18 protein-coding genes are annotated in these 18,563 nt (G+C 45.5%); 4 read left to right on the forward strand and 14 right to left on the reverse strand.

The window, feature by feature from the left end; all coding sequences use genetic code 11:
• Positions 1-49 precede the first annotated feature (49 nt).
• A complete protein-coding gene (locus ACSVDE_RS17070) occupies positions 50-853 on the reverse strand; it encodes a peptidoglycan-binding protein (RefSeq protein WP_439302174.1) in 804 nt (267 codons plus the stop codon).
• 223 nt (positions 854-1,076) lie between these two features.
• Here ACSVDE_RS17070 and ACSVDE_RS17075 point away from each other — a divergent pair, with 223 nt between their 5' ends.
• The 3 genes from ACSVDE_RS17075 to ACSVDE_RS17085 all read left to right on the forward strand — a co-directional run bounded on the left by ACSVDE_RS17075 (position 1,077) and on the right by ACSVDE_RS17085 (position 4,688).
• Positions 1,077-2,348: an ATP-grasp domain-containing protein gene (locus ACSVDE_RS17075; protein WP_439302175.1), complete on the forward strand. Its 1,272-nt coding sequence runs from the start codon at positions 1,077-1,079 to the stop codon at positions 2,346-2,348.
• A 37-nt stretch (positions 2,349-2,385) separates the two neighbouring features.
• Positions 2,386-4,365 (forward strand): hypothetical protein, encoded by a 1,980-nt coding sequence (locus ACSVDE_RS17080; protein ID WP_439302176.1) that lies wholly within the window; start codon positions 2,386-2,388, stop codon positions 4,363-4,365.
• 134 nt (positions 4,366-4,499) lie between these two features.
• Positions 4,500-4,688: a hypothetical protein gene (locus tag ACSVDE_RS17085; RefSeq protein WP_439302177.1), complete on the forward strand. Its 189-nt coding sequence runs from the start codon at positions 4,500-4,502 to the stop codon at positions 4,686-4,688.
• A 275-nt stretch (positions 4,689-4,963) separates the two neighbouring features.
• On the opposite strand, the gene ACSVDE_RS17090 is transcribed toward ACSVDE_RS17085, so the two are convergent.
• From ACSVDE_RS17090 to ACSVDE_RS17115, 6 genes are all read right to left on the reverse strand, one after another.
• Positions 4,964-5,599, reverse strand: coding sequence for a YczE/YyaS/YitT family protein (locus ACSVDE_RS17090; protein WP_439302178.1), 636 nt, complete (start codon positions 5,597-5,599; stop codon positions 4,964-4,966).
• Between the two features lie 365 nt (positions 5,600-5,964).
• Positions 5,965-6,735, reverse strand: a complete 771-nt coding sequence (locus ACSVDE_RS17095; RefSeq protein ID WP_439302179.1) for a DUF1385 domain-containing protein — start codon at positions 6,733-6,735, stop codon at positions 5,965-5,967.
• A 98-nt stretch (positions 6,736-6,833) separates the two neighbouring features.
• Positions 6,834-7,355 (reverse strand): dihydrofolate reductase family protein, encoded by a 522-nt coding sequence (locus tag ACSVDE_RS17100; RefSeq protein WP_439302180.1) that lies wholly within the window; start codon positions 7,353-7,355, stop codon positions 6,834-6,836.
• A 74-nt stretch (positions 7,356-7,429) separates the two neighbouring features.
• On the reverse strand, positions 7,430-8,530 hold the full coding sequence (locus ACSVDE_RS17105) for a threonine aldolase family protein (RefSeq protein WP_439302181.1): 1,101 nt from the start codon (positions 8,528-8,530) through the stop codon (positions 7,430-7,432).
• Positions 8,531-8,545: 15 nt separating this feature from the next.
• Positions 8,546-9,463 carry an aldo/keto reductase gene (locus ACSVDE_RS17110; RefSeq protein ID WP_439302182.1) on the reverse strand — a complete coding sequence of 306 codons (918 nt, stop codon included), beginning with the start codon at positions 9,461-9,463 and terminating at the stop codon, positions 8,546-8,548.
• A 343-nt stretch (positions 9,464-9,806) separates the two neighbouring features.
• A complete protein-coding gene (locus ACSVDE_RS17115) occupies positions 9,807-10,274 on the reverse strand; it encodes a hypothetical protein (protein ID WP_439302183.1) in 468 nt (155 codons plus the stop codon).
• Positions 10,275-10,434: 160 nt separating this feature from the next.
• On the opposite strand from ACSVDE_RS17115, the gene ACSVDE_RS17120 reads away from it, so the two are divergent.
• Positions 10,435-10,869 (forward strand): CHRD domain-containing protein, encoded by a 435-nt coding sequence (locus ACSVDE_RS17120; RefSeq protein WP_439302184.1) that lies wholly within the window; start codon positions 10,435-10,437, stop codon positions 10,867-10,869.
• A 183-nt stretch (positions 10,870-11,052) separates the two neighbouring features.
• Here ACSVDE_RS17120 and ACSVDE_RS17125 read toward each other — a convergent pair whose 3' ends face one another.
• From ACSVDE_RS17125 to ACSVDE_RS17155, 7 genes are all read right to left on the reverse strand, one after another.
• The gene (locus ACSVDE_RS17125; RefSeq protein WP_439302185.1) at positions 11,053-11,562 is read right to left on the reverse strand and encodes a hypothetical protein; all 510 of its coding nucleotides are present in this window, start codon (positions 11,560-11,562) and stop codon (positions 11,053-11,055) included.
• A 91-nt stretch (positions 11,563-11,653) separates the two neighbouring features.
• Positions 11,654-12,814, reverse strand: coding sequence for an MFS transporter (locus ACSVDE_RS17130; protein ID WP_439302186.1), 1,161 nt, complete (start codon positions 12,812-12,814; stop codon positions 11,654-11,656).
• 80 nt (positions 12,815-12,894) lie between these two features.
• Positions 12,895-13,530, reverse strand: coding sequence for a hypothetical protein (locus ACSVDE_RS17135; RefSeq protein WP_439302187.1), 636 nt, complete (start codon positions 13,528-13,530; stop codon positions 12,895-12,897).
• A gap of 15 nt (positions 13,531-13,545) precedes the next feature.
• On the reverse strand, positions 13,546-14,769 hold the full coding sequence (locus ACSVDE_RS17140) for a YHYH domain-containing protein (protein WP_439302188.1): 1,224 nt from the start codon (positions 14,767-14,769) through the stop codon (positions 13,546-13,548).
• 160 nt (positions 14,770-14,929) lie between these two features.
• Positions 14,930-16,402 carry a protein adenylyltransferase SelO gene (locus ACSVDE_RS17145; RefSeq protein WP_439302189.1) on the reverse strand — a complete coding sequence of 491 codons (1,473 nt, stop codon included), beginning with the start codon at positions 16,400-16,402 and terminating at the stop codon, positions 14,930-14,932.
• 119 nt (positions 16,403-16,521) lie between these two features.
• Complete coding sequence (locus tag ACSVDE_RS17150) at positions 16,522-17,613, reverse strand: ABC transporter permease (protein WP_439302190.1); 1,092 nt, start codon at positions 17,611-17,613, stop codon at positions 16,522-16,524.
• On the reverse strand, positions 17,610-18,536 hold the full coding sequence (locus ACSVDE_RS17155; RefSeq protein WP_439302191.1) for an ABC transporter ATP-binding protein: 927 nt from the start codon (positions 18,534-18,536) through the stop codon (positions 17,610-17,612). Before ACSVDE_RS17155 ends, ACSVDE_RS17150 begins: the two co-directional genes overlap by 4 nt.
• Positions 18,537-18,563 lie beyond the last annotated feature (27 nt).

Here is an 18,563-nt window from a genome sequence, read left to right on the forward strand (position 1 = left end):
AGTAATAGAAACTCCCACAACCTCATAACAGCTGTGGGAGTCCCATCTATTATTCTACGATTGTCACTTTGACGCTTTTGCGTCCCCATTGCATCGCTTTGTCATGGTTCGCAATGAATACATCGATTTCTTTTCCATTCACACCGCCACCGATGTCAGCAGCGATTGCACGTCCATAGCCTTCAACATCAACGATTGATCCCAATGGAATGACGCTCGGATCCACCGCAATCACTTTTGCGTCCGAATATTTTTTCAGATTGATGCCCATTTTCGTCGTACCTGAACAGCCTTCACAATTCGCTGTATATGCTGTACTTTCTACTGTAAAAGATTGACCTGCTTCGACGGAACGTTTAGAAGCTTTGCTGTCCAACGCGCTTCTCGTGTTAGGACCAGCGATTCCATCCGCCTTCAATCCTTGAGAACGCTGGAAGCTTTTAATCGCGTCCACTGTTCCATTTCCATAGATTCCATCTACACTTGAGCCGTAGTGCCCTACTCGTTTCAATTGGCTCTGAATATGTATGACTTGCTTTCCGATGTCACCATAACGCAATACTTGAATCGCATGGTTCGTGTTCGGACCTGCAACTCCGTCTTGCTTCAAGTTACGGGAAGCTTGGAAATCCTTCACCGCTTCTTCTGTTATCGGACCATAATATCCTGTTGACGTATGGTAAGGGAATACACCCTTTGTCATCAAGTAATCTTGTAATTCCACAACATCTTGACCACGATCGCCTTCACTCAATGTACGATCGCCCAGTGCTGCTGATGCGAAGGATGGTGTAGCGATCAGCACAACAGTTGCGACAAATACCATCATCAACGCTTTCATTTTATGATTCATCTTTATTCCTCCCCTAAGTATGACTCTTTGGAAAGGTTTCGGGAGGAAGTGACGTTATTCGTGGATAACGTTTGAAATCACAACGTTTTAACCACTATTCGACCATATAATGGTTTTTGTACTAGGACTCGCACTAGTTCTCATTTGAATTTTCTGAAAAATGCTGTGATAATAGAAACGATGAGTAGTTTTTTCCTTAAACTACTAAAATTGTAAAGGAGAGATGACAGTGGAATTGGAACAAATGGATCTTCCAGGTACAATGCGAGAAGATGGACAAGACGAAACAAAACCTTATTTGACGGCCTTGATCGGTTGGAGTTTACCGGCAATCGAAGCATGCACCAAATTGGAGAAGCCTTTTGTTGTCGTTGGACCGCCTGATTTCGAGCATTTTGCCGAAAAGAATGACATCCGTTTCATCGGGTGGGATTTCGACCGACTGAACGAGGGATCGGACAAGCTTTTCAAACAGTTGAAAGCACTTGGGGCTGAAGTAGCTGTTCCTCTCTATGAAGAATGTGTCGAATGGGCAGGAGCGCTTAACTCCCGCTTCCGAAACGAGCCCCGCGTATTCAACCGCTCTCTTTTACTACGTGACAAAGGGATGATGAAGCGAAAGGCACAGATCGCAGGCATCAAAGTCGGTGTGTTTGAAGAAGCGCATACGAAGGACGACGTCAGACGCTTCCTGAAGCGCGTGAACGAAGCGCTCTTGAAAGTCGAAGGCGACAAGAACGACCCGATTCATGTAAAACCGCTTGATAAAGCTGGATCCGTCGGTCACCGTGCGATCGATGACCCTGAAGAAATCGATGCTTTGAGCGAAAATGATTTCCCGCTATTAATGGAAAGCCATCTAGATGGACAGGAATTTTCATGTGAAGTGTTCGTCCATAAAGGTGAAATCCAATTCTTGAATATTACGGAATACGTCAAACTTGGCTATTCCAATTTTGTACCCGCCTCTCCATCCTTAGAGGAGAAACGACCACAAATCCGTCAAGCGATTGAACAATTGATCAATGCGTTCGAAATCGAATACGGTGTCATCCACCCAGAATATTTCATCACCTCAGACGGTACACTCCACTTCGGTGAAGTCGCAGCCCGCGTTCCAGGCGGACATATCTTCGACTTGATCGAACGTGCACACGGCTTCAACGCTTACCAGGCCCAAATCCTTTGCAGTGATCCAAACACGACCCAAGAAGAATTACGCGACTTTTTCCCAGGAGAAAATGAAGCAGAAGGCTTTGCAGGCTGCTTGATGGTGCACCCTCACCGCCCATACATCCAAGGACTCGACGTACCGGACGAACTTGAAGACCACCCGTACTTTGAAAAACACGACATGTTCACACCTGACCAAGGGAAGGTATCCGAGCGCATCGGCTTCGGAAACCATTATGGAACGATCTTCTTCTATGGAGAGGATAGCGAAAATATGCGCGAACTACTCCAGAAATATGAAAAGTACGATTTCTACGTCTAATCTTAAGCGGATTTTTAAATGATAAAGGAGTTGGATTATGACTTCAGAATTGACGGAGAAAAAAGTAGAACGTTTCACAGAAGCCCTGAATGAATTAGAGAAAGCTGCTACATTCGCAAAATCGATGTATCAAACCGACGTCTATCAGGAAGCCGGACGGATGATGGAAAGTTTGGATGGGATGAAGTCCCTCTTCAATTACGCGAACCGGTTTGATGAAGCCGGCGTGTTCAGCGGCGGTCCATGGGAGGATGCGTCGAAACTACAGCCACCTCTCGTCAGTGGTTCGTTAAAAACGAAAGGGCTCGCTTCCATCATTGAAGTGATGAGCGACATGCGGATGCTAGCGATCGCAAAAGGCAACGCCGATCACCCGTCCGTCACGAAGGAATCTGCGGAGGAATTTTTGAATGAAGTGATGGCGTTGAACCTGGACTTGCTGTTCCCGAACGGATCGGAAGAAGCACGGATTGAACAGAAGGAAAACGCAGAGCAGTATGACCGCGCTCAACGATTTTTCGAATTCCTGTTCACCCAGCTTTCGTCGGCATCGTTGTCGAAAACGCTGCTCGTTGAGATCAACCAGCTGACCGCACAACGACCGATTATGGTAAAACGAATCAAATCGATGATCCGCACGGCGAAAAAATTGCTTGAGTCGGAAGGTCCGGAAAACCAACCGGAAGATCTGCAAGACTATATCGAGGCTGTCGAAGGACCAACCCAATATAGTAAAAAGTTCCCGAATGTAAATACCTATCGTAGTGAGCTGAAAAACGTCATGATTGATGAGCTCGTCGAGGAAGCGCGCGCGTTTGCCAAGTCGATGCAGAATACGGGAATCGTGGCACCTCAGCACGCGATTTTATTGCGCCGATTGAATAAAAACAAGCCTGAATTGCTCTCTGAAGCTTTGATGCTGACAGACAAAGGAAAAGCGAATTTAGAGGAGCATATTGAACTTGTAAGTCAGTTGATTAAGGTCGCAATTTATCCGGCGACCGCTCAAACAATTTACGGGTTATCGAAGATGCTTGACCGAGGGGTCTTGTCGTCTACGCCTGTCGCACCAGGCTTGCGTCGCTTGGTGGAAATCGATATCCGGCCTGAAGTGCGCAAGGAGCTTTTCAACGCGTATGAATACCGAAGTGGATTGACGGCGAACTCGATTCTCGTCGCTGGTGTCATCAGTGTACTCGGTCAACCGCTCGGTGTCGGGCAAGGTTTGAATCCGACGTGTCAGTCGGCACGCGGTATCAGTCTTTGGGCACAGCACGCACCGGGATACTTGCTTGAGTTGATCCCTCGTGCGGCCCGTGACGGTGACATTGATTTGACGTTCGAGGGTACTGCCATTCACTCGAAGGATCTAAAAGGCGGACTTGCGCCGGAACTCCATAAAGAGCTCGATCCTGTATCGCTCGTGTTGGTTCCTCATCTCGATCGCATCTACAACGAGATGATGACGCGTGTCGCTCTACGAGGTGAAGATGGACACAAATGGGTGAACCCTGAGTTCTATGGCAACTGGGTTCAACGAGGATTCAGTACGGTCATTGAGCCGATTACTGGAACCATCACAGATTTCCAAGGATATGTACGGTTGTTCTATGCAACCCATCACCCGGATTACAACGATGATTATGAATTGATTTATCCGAATCCGGTCGGGATCTTCATTACGAATGTGCACGGAAAGCTGCTCGGTTTCCATGCGGTGTCGATCCTTCGGATTGCCCGAGTGGAGTCCGGCGATTACCGGATCTATTTTTACAATCCAAACAATGACGGATCGCAAAACTGGGGACAAGGCATCGAGCCTACTGTGAACGGAAACGGTGAGCTGGAAGGTGAATCCTCTCTCCCATTCCATGAATTCGTATCCCGCTTATATGCGTTCCATTACAACCCTTACGAGCAAGGGGATGCATTCGCGGTTGAGGATGACATCGTCGACCGTATCGAATCTCTGGCAAAAGGAAGCTGGGGAGAAGAGTATACATGGGTCACACTGTAAAATAATGAAGGACTGTCCATCTGAGTGGACAGTCCTGTTTTTCTTATTACGCGCCGCCAATGCCGTTATTGAATTCTACAAACCCTACATCACGGCAGTCGAAGGTTAAGATGTTATTTGTTGGAACGGTGTAATTGCTTCCTGTCACACAACACGTCTTCGGATTGAAGCATAAGAAGATGATTGTTCGCGCCGTACCATTAATGGTAACCGTAACCCTTGTCCCAGGTGTCAGCCTTTTGAACGTATCACAAGCGCAACCTGTACACTTTCTGCAACTGTTGGTACTAGAAGGGAGAAGAGAATTAGTAGAGTTATTTTGAGAACATGAGCACGAATAAGACTGAGAACATGAAGAGCAACCCATATTCGTATTCCCTCCTTTCTATAAGGGAATATTATATTCTATTAAACTCTCTTACAAAATGCTTAGACCCTCTACTAGATTTCCAAAATAAATTACTAGATTTGGTAAGAAAGAGCTACGGTGCCAGGTACGACAACTCTCCCCTTGTGTCCCACCGGTTGGACGGAGGTGCCAGGCACCATCTTATATCGGAACTGCCGCAAGGGAAGTGAGATGGTGCCTGGCACTTCATTAACTCGCCTTCTCCGTCGTTCGTGCTGGACCTGATAAGATGTGCACCCATTTCGTTGTCAGGTGATAAGCAAATTGGAAGATTGGACTTTGGATAAACGTGTAGATGAACGTAAAAATGAAGACGGGTCCTCCAAGCAACCAACCAATCACGAGTACGATACTTTCCGTTCCGATGCGCACTCTGCTGATGGATGTACCGAGTTTATCCGAGATCGACAGCATGAAACCGTCTCGAGGTCCTGCTCCAATTCGAGCTGCCGAGTACATGCCACCACCGATTCCCATCAAAACGACACCTAGCATCAACACCGCGATATCAGAGAATAGACCTGAAGATGCCGGTGTCCACTCGAGAAAAAGGAACAGATCCACTAGCGAACCGACCGCCAATGCGTTCAGAAACGTTCCAATATTGATGTAGCTTTTATCTAAAAAGAAGGAAACGACCACGAGGAGTAGCCCGACTAGCACGGCCCAAGTCCCGATCGTTAACCCGAACTTTTCATAGAGCGCGATGTTGAGAACGTCCCATGGATGTATGCCTAAGTGTTGTACTTTAATCGCCACCGCAATCCCGTAACTGAACACGATCAAGCCGATCACGAAGAATGGAATTTGCACGCGAAGCTTCATACGCTGCCCTTCTTTCGGTGTGAAATCATTTCATTCTATCTTATAAGAAGCTGGCGGAAAGTTCCATGAAAAAGTCAGTCGAAATCGGTCTATCCTGCTCCAAAATGGAATGGTAGCTGATTTCAGAAGGATAGACGCTCTATCCTGCTCCAAATCCGGGATGACTGCCGATTTCGGGAAGGATATAGAGCCTATCCTGCCCCAAAATGACTTGATCACTGATTTCGGGAAGGATAACATCCAAAGCTGTACGAAAAAGACGATACTTCGCAAAGTATCGTCTTCTGTCTTACTTACTTTTTCACCTTATCTAAATTAGCGCTAAAAAACCCCTTCAACACTGTGTCTATATAGTTGATTTTATCTCAGTTCAAAACAACCCGCTCATACGATGCGAGCGCCACTTCAACGTGTTCTTCTTCAGGCTGAGACGTGAACAGCACATATTGCGCAGCGAAACCGATTTTGTAGATGGGCTTCAGGAGTTTGTTTACTTTTTTATTACGTAAAATGAACACTTCATACCCAAGCATGAAGGCGAGGACCGTTGCTGCCAAGCTGTTCATCATCAAAGCGAGCACCGAGTAGAACATGAAGATGAACACGACCAGGTTCGTCCCGCACTTCGCGTGAATCCTGGAATACTTCATCACATTTTCCACTGAAAGGTCCTTCGATTGGGCATACGCATTGTCCACCATATGCTCCGCCCCATGGTACTTACCTAAGGCAGTCGTTTTGACGAGCAAAGCAAATAACAGCATGAAGCCACCGAACGTGACGATATGGTGCGTCTTCTCAGGAAAAATCGCCAACACATCGCCAAAAACGGCGTCCATGTTCATACTACTGGCACCTTCCAGTTTGCCCCCCGTCATCTTCGCTAAAAGCAACACCAACATAGCAGTCACGTACATTTTCCAGTTCATGATTGCAGCCTTCACGATCATCCAAGCGCCACGGATGAACGGAATCTTTTCCAGCTTTTCTTTGAACTTCAGCAAGCGATTCGGTACGATCTTTTCTTCTTTCACAACGATTTCACCGTTCCGATTCCGTTTCGCTCGGACTTTCTTGTCGTTTCCGAAGTACAACACCGAATTCATGCCAGCCATTCCACCGTGTATGCGACCCATTCAACCCCTCCTTTGCATCAACGTTTCCATAAGCATAACTCTAGTTTAACACAATTTTCTGACTTCTTTTACTAAAAAAGACTCCAAATCGGAGTCTTTTATTTGAGCTCGTAATGCATTTCCGCAAACTGCTTGTATTGACGCACGTCCTTCAAGTGCAGGCGGGTATCATAATCCCCTGCTTTGAACAAAGGAAGACCATGACCAATAAGCGCTGGTGCAATCTGTACGGTGAATTCGTCGATCAATTTCGCTTCAAGAAGCGGTTGCATCACCTCACCGCCACCAACGACCCAAATGTTTTTACCCTCTTTCTCTTTCAATGCTTTCGTGAATTCCACAATGTCCTCGTTGATGAAAGTGACGTTTTCGTTCGACCCGCTCAGCGTTCGTGAAAAAACGTAACAATCTTCCTCCTTGTACGGGAACTCATCTGGTACATATTCACTGATCTGCTCATACGTTTTCCGACCCATGATGACCGTCCCGATCGTCTTAAAGAAATCCTCGTAACCGACTTCCTCTTCACCTTCCGTTCCAAACAACCAGTCCAGCGAATGATTTTCCCGTGCCAGGTACCCATCCAACGTAATCGCACCGTAAAATACTAGCTTCCTCATGTGGAACCCTCCCGTTTTTTCAGACTCTTCTACTAGTTTATACTAATCTACTATTTTGAAAAAGAGCGGACCCTTTAGGATCCACTCTTGGTTGAAAGCCGTTCATTCAGTAGGTTGAAAGTGTACTCAAGCTTGTCTTTTGGGACTTCGTGATAACTGTCTCCTACGCTGATTTCGAAATAACAAGACGTCTCGCTCGTCGGCCTTGTGTAGCTCGTCAGCCCGACACCGGTTGTTTCATAGATTTCTGAAAGGAGTTCCTCAAGCTTGTCCTGCGGCATGTCGATATGCACGTGGAACATGTTGGAGACCGGCTGTTCAGGTCTCGTCGAAACTGCGTCACACTGGTTGAACAGCGCCGCGAGCTCTTTCGCCTCTCCATAGTACTGCCCCATTTTACCAACGCGCTCATCAAAGTAATGGTCCGCCGACAGAATGTAAGGATACAAGCTGATCAGATCACCGCCGTGGCGTCTTTTCCAAACCTTTGACCCGCTGATAAAATCTCGACCGCCTGCGAGGATCGCTCCCGCTACACCACCGATCCCTTTGTAAAAGGAAACATATACGCTATCGAACAGCGCGCATACTTCCTCCGCTGTTTTTCCATAGTAAGGGAGAATTTCTAGCAATCTAGCCCCGTCAAGGTGAAGCTTGATGCCTTTTTCACGACAGTATTCCGAAATGGCCACCAGCGTTTCGTACTCTGGCAATTGCCCGCCGATTTCGCGTTGCGGCAGCTCTAATAGCAAGCAGGCGATTTCCTCGTCCAGTGCGATGACATCTTCCAGTGTAATGACCCTTGTTTTATCCGCCAACAAGATCGGTTCAATATGGTGGAGCTCTTTCAAGCCATCCTCTTCATGAATCTCGAGGTGACATAATGGATGGTACGCGACTTTCTTCACGTCTTTCTGATCGCACCAGATACGGAGCGCAATTTGCTGCGCCATCGTCCCGCTCGGAAAAAACACCGCATCTTCCTTGCCAAGATAAGTCGCCATCTTTTCCTGAAAGTCCTCAATGATTTTCCCTTTTCCATACATGTCGCTCGCTTGCTCGCCATCCACTTCTGCCAGTGCATCCTTCAACACTTGAATGTTCCGCTCACCATGACCACTGATTCGATCGTTCGTCTGCTTGAATGCATGTACCATTCGATTTTTCTCAGCCATTCGACATACTCCTTTTTACGGTAGATTGTTGCCAGCTGCGAGGTACAGGTCGTACCATTCTTGTCGTGTCAGTTTAATGTGTGATGCCTTCGCGATGTCAGAGAGACGCTTTGGATTCATCGACCCGACGACCGGTTGGATGTTCGCTGGGTGACGCAGAATCCACGCAATCGCAATCGCTGAATCTGTCACATCGTATTTTTCAGCGAGCTCTTGAAGCTTCGCATTCACTTCAGGGAAATCAGGGTTCCCGACAAATACGCCTTCGATCATGCCGTATTGGAACGGAGACCACGCTTGGATTGTCATGTTGTTCAGGCGGCTGTACTCGAGCATGCCACCGTCACGCATCACGGAAAAATCGTTCTGCATGTTCACGTTGATACCCGCGTCGAGCATCGGCGTATGCATGAGGCTGAACTGCATCTGATTGAGGATCAGGTCTTGTCCGAGGCACTTCTTCAACAGCTCGATCTGCATCGGATTATGGTTGCTCACACCGAAATGACGGACTTTACCGCTCTCTTTTAACGTTGTAAAAGCTTCCGCTACCTCTTCTGGCTCCATGAGCGCATCCGGCCGATGAAGCGCCAGGATGTCTACGTAATCCGTGTTGAGACGTTTCAAGCTCTCTTCCACCGAACCGATGATGTGCTCTTTCGAGAAATCATAAAATCCGTTGCGGATGCCGCACTTCGTCTGGATGACCATCTTCTCACGAAGAGAAGAATTCATGTCGATCGCCGCCGCGAAAGCCTCTTCGGACTTCCCTTGTCCGTAAATATCAGCGTGGTCGAACAGGTTGACCCCTTCTTCCAACGCGTTTTCAATCACATATGTAGCGTCCTTCGTTTCAAGAGCGTGCATGCGCATGCAACCGAGCGCAATCTCTCCAACCTCCAAACCACTATTCCCAAGCTGAATCTTCTTCAAGGTAACACCTCATTTACATTTTGTTCTATTATCGTATCACGAAGTTGTAATCCGCACCTGATTCGAGGTCCTGAATATAGAAAAACCTGACCGCAGAAGAATAATCCTGCGGTCAGGTTTTTTGATTATAAGCCGAATTCGCGAATTATAATCCAAAAATGAGATTTATAATCCAAAATCGAGATTTACAATCCAAATTTCAAAATTATAATCCAGATTTGAGATTTATAATCCTAACCTGAGGATTATAAACTCATTTATAAAGAACCCACTAAATAAACAGTGCCAGGTACCGATCAGCAACCGTTGATACGACTGCATTCTGAATCGGTACCTGGCACCGCTACTCTTTCAACAGTTGGTCAACGCGGTTTTGCATCGACAGAATCACAGTCCGTTTATACCGTGCCCCGAGGTACAACACCCGGATTTGCTGAAAACGCGACAACTCTTTGAACCTTGGCTCTTGCTTTAAAAATTTCCGCACTATCGACCAGCTCTTTGGCACGAGAGGATAGTCATCCTGATGAGGCTCCTTCCAAAAACGCATCAGCCAGCCGCGCAAACCCCCAGCATCCTCCTGATCCACTAAACAGGGCGCATACACATGCTTCGTGAACTTGCTCAAATAATCAAACCGCTCCAACCCGCTCACTAAAATGTAGTTGTCGTCCTTCCGGTTCTCCTTCACCACCAACAGGTACATGCAATCCCACACGATTCCCTGTAACTTCTTCAGCCGCTCTGACATCTTCACCGTTACCCCGGGTTTGATCTTGCTCAACGGAATATACTGGACCGTGAATTTCATCCGTACCCTCTCCTCCGCCCTTCATTCCCCTAACAGCAGTATATGAACTGTCTGGGCGTTTGTGCACAAAGGACAAATCAGCCAAGACCTGTACTTCTATCTATACCAAAAGACGAGCCCTTGAATACACTACTATAGTCTCTCTTAAGGAGGTGATTGAATGTACAAGTTCTTTGCTGCCAATTTGAGCGGGAGAGAGGAAGTCCCTCCGGTCGTGACCGACGCCAACGGTATTGCCAAATTTGCTGCCTCTAAATGCAGAACCCGCATTAAGTTCGAATTGCAAGTCAACGATATCCGTAACTTCGTCCAAGCCCACATCCACTTCGGGGCACGTGGTGAAAACGGACCTGTCCTTGCTTTCTTGTTCGGAGCTGACCTTGCGACACTTGCCGAACAAAACGGCATTACAACGCGAAAAGGTACTGTAAGAGGCACCATTACGAACGATGACATCGAACCGAATACTGTCGGTGTAAAAACGGTGGAAGACCTGCTTCGTCTCATGGAGCGGAAATTGACATACGTAAACGTTCACACCGAGCAAAACCTAGGCGGAGAAATCCGCGGGCAGATTAAACCCGTTCTACTATAGTTCCATTTTTTAAAGAAAACTTGGTAAAGCCAAGGCTTTTGTCGAAGGCTGCGCCATAGTTGCACTTATACTGAAGAAAGTATTTATACTTTCTTTAAGTGAAAAAGTGGACGAGTTATGATTGAATACAAAACAGCAAACCACCCAAAAACACCTCCCAGCAAACGGCCAGGAGGTGTCTTTTTAGATTTCATCCAATCGATCAAGCGAATCTATCACATGGTCGACGAGATTCGGAATGTCCTCAATTTGATCTTCGTTGATTTTTCGATTGAATTTAATTTCAATCTTATTCATCATCTCATTCTGCCCGTATACATAAGACAGTGTTTGGACCGGTGGCTGACCCTGGTCCCATATTTCGTCCAAAGCTTCTTGGATCTGCGCGCATTGTTCTTCCACAGAATCAATCTCCTTGTAAAAACGAACCGTGAGCTGACACCCTGGGTCTTCTCCTTTTACCTCTAAAATCTCAGTTGCCAAATCCTTGAGTGATGCGTCCAGAACAATCTCCGCCTTCACCTCAGGAGAATCTGCGAGCACGAACTGAAGCACGAACGACCTAGACATCGTCGCCATCTCCATAAGGTCCTCCCGGTTGGTCACCGTCACTTCCTCTGCGAGGTTATCGAGATCATACACGTAATTCTCAATGGATACTTTTAAGTTATCAAAAATGGTTGGATCAAACATATGAGGTTCCTCGCGATCTATGTAGTTACTAACTCTTATTATACAGTGTTACATCTTACTATTCTGCAGTTGCTCCCCTTATCCCTTCTGTTCACTTATGTAAAACCGGTTTAGGACTAACCTTAAGCATCTGCATGCCGATCACCGTGATGGAAAGACCGATGACGACGAAGGTGAGAAAGTATGGAGAAATCATGTCTCTGAACGTTCCGGCGACAAGCGAACTCGTAATCATGCCGAGTGAAAAAACAGCGGACAGAATGCCGAATGCGGTTCCGTGCTTGCTCTTATCGGTGTTCTCTGTGAGTAAGGTTGTGACTGCTGGAAACAGCACGCCGAGCCCCGCCCCAATAAGGAACAACGTCTGATTGAAAGAAATCGGCACGAGTGGCATGACCATTTGATAAAAGGAAAAACCTAACACGAGCATGCCGAACATCGTCCGGATTGAAGCCGATATGCGATTGATCCACGTCATGCATACGACCACCAGCGTCCCTAATCCGATGATGCTGAACAGCCTCCCTCCATGACTCATCGAGATCCCCTCTTCTACCATTAAAAAAGGCAGCTCATACATGAGCGTTCCGTGCACATACATTAACGTGAAGCTGACAAAATAGACCGCCACCAACTGTTGGCTTAGCTTAAACCTGCCGCCACTCGCCACCTTTTCCCGGTGGACTACTATCGGATTAAACTCCTTTATGAAAAAGAGCGCATAAACTGCCGTCAACAAGAGGGCGGATCCGATGACGAAGTACGAACCACGAAAGTCCACGTGCTCCACCAGATGTCCCCCAATTAATGGCGCTAAAATGTTCGCAATTGTAATGAGCAGACCGTTGAACGCCATGTTCTTCCCCTGTTCATGGCTGTTCCTCGCATAACCAGATAAAAGCGCAAAACACGCAGGTGTCATAAATGCAAGCACAAAACCGTTGAACAACCTCAGCACCAACAAGCCGTCAGGACCGGTTACGAACCCATGCCCCGCCATTAAAAGTCCTGATATAAAAAGAGGTACCACAATGAAGTGTTTCTTGCCGATTGCATCAATGAGCGGTCCAGCAATCAAGTTGCCGCACAAGTTCGCGAACGAAGACACACTCATTAAAATGCTCACAAAAAAGGTCGTCGCCCCAAGCGCCACCGCATAAGGAGTAAAGATCGGAAACTGTATATGTAAACTCAACGACATGAAGAACAAAACCAAGTAGATCGCAAAAATGCCCCTCCGCCTCTCACCCATACAAACACCCCCACCTAAAGTGTATGAGGTGGGGGTGGGAAAGAGACATGCATTCCATAATATATATAAATATCTATGCTTTAACTATATTGATTTGAAAGATTCAATACTAAGTCACCAAATCGTTTTAGTTGCTTTTGATCAAATATTTCATCGAACTCTAATTTCTTCACACCATACTGGATTTTAAAACCTCGTTCAAGAACTCCATCTTTAAACCATTTCACATCTTTAATTGTTTGATATCTGAACTTTTGCTGATAATCACTATGGTCCGCAACAAACCAAACCCTTTTATTCGTTGCGATCAAGTAACCTTTCATTTCCTTCTTACTGGATTTATCGAACTCACAGTGGATAAACGATAGTCCTTTTTCATCCTTTTCGAATATTGTGTTTAAAATATTTAAGAAACGGGCTTTATTACGTTTAACTTCATTGAACTCATAGTCCGTATATTCTAATTGATGGACGTCGACTAACTTATAAAGAATGGAAAGGACTTCCTTTTCTTCTCTAGCTTTGCGCTCCTCTTGTTCTTTTAGAGTTTGTTCTCGCTTGGCCTGAGCTTCGGCTTTTTTCTTTGCTTTTTCCTCTTCTTTTTCCGCACGATATGTTTCTACTTTTTCTTTAATCACATTTTGGTCGCTTTTTTTGGTTAACATCTTAACAAATGTGTCTTCAACTTTATAACAAACCTTTTGATAAATCCCCATAATCGTCACCTCTCATCAGGCAATCATTTTTTTTGCTACATAAAATCTACGTCCAAGCCATCCTGTAATCAGTGCAACAAAACCGAGAGCCGTTTGAGTGTTCTCTTTTTGTTGTTGATCTTGATACTCTTCTGCTCCAATTTCATAATAATGATTAAAAATTTTCTTAGAAGCGATATATTTTTCAGGAATTTCAAGTACTTTACCAGATTGGCCCATGTTGTATGCTAGACTCTGGATTTCCTTCACTTCAGTATTTGAATTAAATCCTTCCTTGTACCATTCAACGTATTTATCTTTTTTGAGATTAGGCTTTTTGAAATTGACATATTTAAAAGCGTCTTGATAACCCTTGTCAAAATATCTTTGCTTTAGTTTCTTTTGACCCTCTTCAAACCCTTTACTGTATGATTTTAAGAAATTTTCTTCAAGACCGTTCAATTCTTCTTGAATATCATCTTTTCCATTCTTGAAACCCATCGCATAGTATTCTTTCTCTTTTTCTTTGATTCTTTCATTTAATGCTTTGTTAAATCCAGATTCATATGATGATTTTAAACTTACATTCTTATTGTATTTTCCTGGTAATTCGAGCTTGTCGGTTTTCTGCCCTAATGCGTAACCCTCTTTCTCTGCTTGTTCCTTTTCGGCATTAATTTTACTCTTTCCCTCTTCATAACCTTTTTTATATGCAGATCTATAGCCTTCTATATATGCATCAGAACCTTTAACAGGTGTTGAATTACTCTCTTTTTCTGAGTACCCATCACTCAGACCTCTTTTATATCCTTCAGTTTCACCATTTGCTTTATCTTTTGCTGCATTTTGTTTTGCGATTTGTTCGGGACTCCCATTAATTTTAGATGTGTCATATCCACTTGGTGCTTCACACGGTATCCCATCATCTACAGTATTACCCCATCCATCTAAGTTCTCCGGATCATATGTTTTGGAATAGCCTTTAGCATTCCAGTACTTTACCACTTCTTCATAACTTGAGAAGTCAGAACAATCTTTGTCTGCTGATTGGTTACTAGATGAACCCGTTGACGAACCTCCCGAAGAACTACCTCCACCTCCATTATGGTAATGATAACCGCTACACAGTCCTTTAGCCTTAGATTTCTCAGAACAGTTATGACCACCACTACTGTCAGTTCTACCAGAATGAGCAGATACCAAATCAACGTTTGAAACAGATAGTAAAAGAATGATAAATAATAACGATAATTTCTTCATGTTGCATCCCTTTCCATAATTTTCTTTTATTTTAATATAATATATATTGTATTGGTAGACTTTTTTCCATAAAAAAACAGCCCCAATAATTTTTAAGAGACTGTTCTAAATATGAATGAATTTATATACTTAACTTACATAAAATACCGTTACTCTCATATTATGTTCCACAATAAGTAACGAAAGGTTGATCCGTTTCTGGAAGTTTACAATACTCCTGCTGATCATTTTCGTGGGAATACGGATTAGAAAGAGCATCGAGAAGTTCCATCATTACTCCAAAATCACTCTGTTCTGTTGCTGCTTTTAAAGCTTCTTCCACTCTGTGATTTCTCGGAATAACTGCTGGGTTGTTGTCTTTCATCAATTGTTGAGAGTCCTCATTCGATTGCTCTTGGCGTTCAAGTCTCTCCTGCCAGCGTTTTTTCCACTCTTCGTACTCTGAGCTCTTCAACAAATCTTCGGTTCCTTCATATTCCTTATCAAAAGTCAGGGCTAGGAATGTGTTGGTGTAGTCGGCTTTGTTTTCTTGCATGAGTTTAAGCAAGTCTTCAAATAGTTTTTCGTCTTCTTTTTCTTCGTTAAAGAGCCCGAGTTTTTTGCGCATGCCGTTTAGCCAGTGAGCATAGTAGAAGTCGGCGAAATATCCAAGTTCTTTTTCAGCTAGTTTGATCGCTTCCTTCTGGTCTTCGTGAATGAGTGGCAGTAGCGTTTCTGCAAATCGAGCAAGATTCCACGCTCCGATGGCTGGTTGGTTACGATATGCATAGCGTCCTTGCGTGTCGATCGAACTGAAGACTGTTGCTGGGTCGAATGTATCCATGAACGCGCATGGCCCGTAGTCGATCGTTTCACCGCTGAGTGCCATATTATCTGTATTCATGACACCATGAATGAAACCGACGAGCTGCCATTTGGCGATCAACTCCGCTTGTCGCTTCATTACTTCCTTCAACAAGGTTAGATAACGCTCTGGACCTTCCTCTTTTATATACGAGTAATGGCGATCAATCGTATACTCTGCGAGTTCTTTCAATTCATCTAAATCATCGCCTTTTCCGGCTACATATTGGAACGTTCCGACACGAATGTGGCTAGATGCGACACGAGTCAATATCGCTCCTGGCAATGCGGTTTCTCGATAGATTGGTTCACCAGTAGTCACCACTGCTAAGCTGCGTGTTGTCGGGATTCCGAGACCATGCATCGCTTCACTGATAATGTACTCACGTAGCATCGGTCCGAGGGCTGCTCGTCCATCTCCTCCACGAGAGTAAGGTGTGCGACCAGATCCTTTGAGTTGGATATCGAATCGTTTTCCGTCCGGTGTAATATGCTCACCAATCATCATCGCTCGTCCATCGCCTAACATGGTGAAGTTTCCGAATTGGTGTCCAGCATACGCTTGCGCCAGAGGCAGTGCAGCTTCTGGGACACTGTTTCCTGCGAACACCTCAATTCCTTCTTCACCTTGGAGTGCTTTTTTATCTAATCCGAGTTGTTCTGCTAATTTTCCATTAAAGATAATCAGTTTCGGGTCTTGTACTGGGTTCGGTTCAATCTTGGAGTAGAAGGATTCGGGCAGTTGTGCGTAACTGTTGTCAAAGTTCCATCCTGCGTTTGTCACTTCCATCTCTCCTTTCCATTAATCAATCATATTTATGAGAACGTCTTTAGTGTTACTTTTTACCGTTTTCATATACTCTAACACATTTAAAAAACTGAGTTGAATCGCTCAACTCAGTTTTCGTCTTATTCCCATTTAAAAACATAACTTGCGAGTGCGAATCCGCCTATGAGCCATGCACCTAGGATCAGCGTTTCGGTTCCTAACTGCATGATGGATGTTCCGATGTTCATCGTTTCGCGTAACGCTGAGCTTAAATGCGCAATCGGTAAAACCTTTACGATCGGCTGGATCCAGTCAGGCATGTTGCTGATCGGGAAGAACACGCCACCGAGGAACAGCATCGGGAAGGATGCGAATCCTGCAATCGGTCCTGCACTTTCCGGGTTTTTCGCAATACCAGCTATAATGAAGCCGATCGCCATAAAGGCGAGTGTCCCCAACGCAATGAAAAAGATCAACGCGAGCCAGGAACCGACGACATTGATGTTAAAAATGAGGTCGGCAATCAACACGACGAGCAATGCCTGTGTTCCGTTCAATGCTAAACGCGCTGTAATTTGTGCGGCGATGAACGTCGATGCTTTCAAGCGTGTCCCTTGCATACGTCGCAAAATCCCGCGTTCACGCCATGCGGAAATTTGCCCTGCTACCCCGTTCATGTTGTTGCTCATGATCATCATCGCGACAATCCCTGGTACCAGGAAGTCGATGTAACGGATGTTGAGCGCTTCGATTCCGACTTTCTCTACCGTTACGACTGGCTGATAGTCGACCAGCTGTTTGCTGTATTGATCGATGATGCCGTTCACGACCGTCAGTCCAAGCTCAGCAGTCGTTAAATTTTTCTCATTATAATAGACCGGAAGTGAGAAGGCGTCATTCCCGTCCTCCAAACTCGTTTCATATCCTTCAGGAATCTCAATCAGTAGCTGGATGTCACCATTTTCAACGGCATCCTTTCCTGCTTCTACTTTTTCATAAGAATCGGTTTGAATCCCTTCGTTCTTGTAAAATAAATCTCTCAACTCTTTGGATGCTTCGGTATCATCCAGATCGACCATCCCGACGTTCAAAGATAGCGAATTGCCACCACCGACAAAGGAGCCGAGGGCGAGCATCAGTATGACAGGGAAGAGTAAGGTGAAGAACAACACTTGCTTGTTCCGCGCAAAGATCCGGAGTTGTGCTACGGTTAACTGCCAATATGCTCTCATGATTCTCGTAAACTCCTCCCTGTCATATGGATGAACACATCCTCAAGTGTGGCGGTGCGCGTTTGGAGATCTTCAATGTGCAAATCGTGTTCAGCCGATACTTGAATGAGCGAAGTGAGCGCAAGCTGTAGATTATCCGTAAACAGTTGCACGAAAGTGTCTTTAATCGACACTTCCTCTACCCCGTCCATCTCCATGAACCATTCCTTCTCAGGCGGATTGGACAGACGGAATTCGACTGTGCTTGTCGCCTCCAACTTTTTCACGAGATTCGTTGGCGTGTCGAGCGCAATCAACTCGCCTTGATCCATGATCCCGATCCGGTCACAGAGCACATGGGCTTCATCCATATAATGTGTTGATAAAAGAACCGTTTTTCCACGTTCCTTCAATCGGAGCACAATATCCCATAACGTTCTCCTCGCCTGTGGATCGAGTCCCGTCGTCGGCTCATCCAGGAACACGATCTCAGGATCATGGATGAGCGCGAGCGCAATCGCGAGCCGCTGCTTCTGTCCTCCAGAAAGCCCCTTGATGCGGTCCTTCCTTTTTTCCGTTAAAAGCATATCATCCACCAACTGATCGAGGTCCACATTCTTCGGGTAGAAGCTCGCATACAGATGCAAGATTTCTTCCACTTTTAAAAGTTCAAATAAAGAAGTCGATTGGAGCTGGACGCCGATGACCTCTTTCACTTGATTCACTTGTTTTCGGACGTCAAAGCCTGCAAGTGCTGCCGTCCCTTCATCCGGTTTACGGAGACCGACGAGCATTTCAATCGTCGTCGTCTTACCTGCACCATTCGGTCCAAGCAGACCGAAAATCTCACCTTTCTTTACCTGGAACTCCACACCGTTCACGGCGGTAAAGGTGCCGTAGCGTTTCACCAACCCTTTTACATCCACCATCGTTTCCGTACTCATAACCTGCCCCCTTATGTATGAAAAAAG

It is taken from the genome of Pseudalkalibacillus sp. Hm43 (genome assembly GCF_051842935.1).
GTDB lineage: Bacteria > Bacillota > Bacilli > Bacillales > Fictibacillaceae > Pseudalkalibacillus.